This is a genomic window from Clostridium nigeriense (assembly GCF_050585245.1).
In the GTDB taxonomy this organism is placed as follows: Bacteria; Bacillota; Clostridia; order Clostridiales; family Clostridiaceae; genus Clostridium; species Clostridium nigeriense_A.
This window is the reverse complement of record NZ_JBNOOF010000051.1, coordinates 1-482: the sequence shown is the minus strand read 5'-3', so window position 1 is coordinate 482 and position 482 is coordinate 1. Positions and strand designations below refer to the sequence as shown.

The 482-nt window shown below is 30.1% G+C and carries 1 protein-coding gene; it reads left to right on the top strand.

The annotated features are described in order from the left end of the window. Positions 1-69: 69 nt before the first annotated feature. Positions 70-348, top strand: coding sequence for a hypothetical protein (locus ACQPUY_RS17790; protein WP_430843394.1), 279 nt, complete (start codon positions 70-72; stop codon positions 346-348). Positions 349-482: the final 134 nt, after the last annotated feature.

The following is a 482-nucleotide window of genomic DNA, read 5'->3' as shown; positions in this document are numbered from 1 at the left end:
AACTTATAAAACTAAAGATAAAGCTTATTTTAGAAAGAAGATAGACAAGCTTATAAAGGGGTGAGAAAAGTGATTGAGTTTGATGATTATGGAAGAATGAAATATAATCCTGAACTCCATCCTAACCAAGGTGAGCCTTGGTCATATGAGGATACCAAATATTTAATTGATTGGCTAGAGATAATTGGTTATGAAGAGATGTCATTAGCTTTAGGAAGAACAGAAATAACTTTAAGAACTAAAGTCTGTAGATTACGCAAAGATGGATTAATGGAAATACCTAATAAAAAAATTTATCATCAAAGACTTCTAAGGAGGTGTGATAGTGAACAAGTTATTACTTATTAATAGTAATGCTATAAAGCTAGAAAGGAGGGAAGAAAATTGGTTAACAAAGAACTTGAAATGGCTAAAGAAGTAGCAAGAATCTATCCAAAAAAGAAAGATTATAAAGAAGCTTATAGAGAAGTTGTAGAACAATA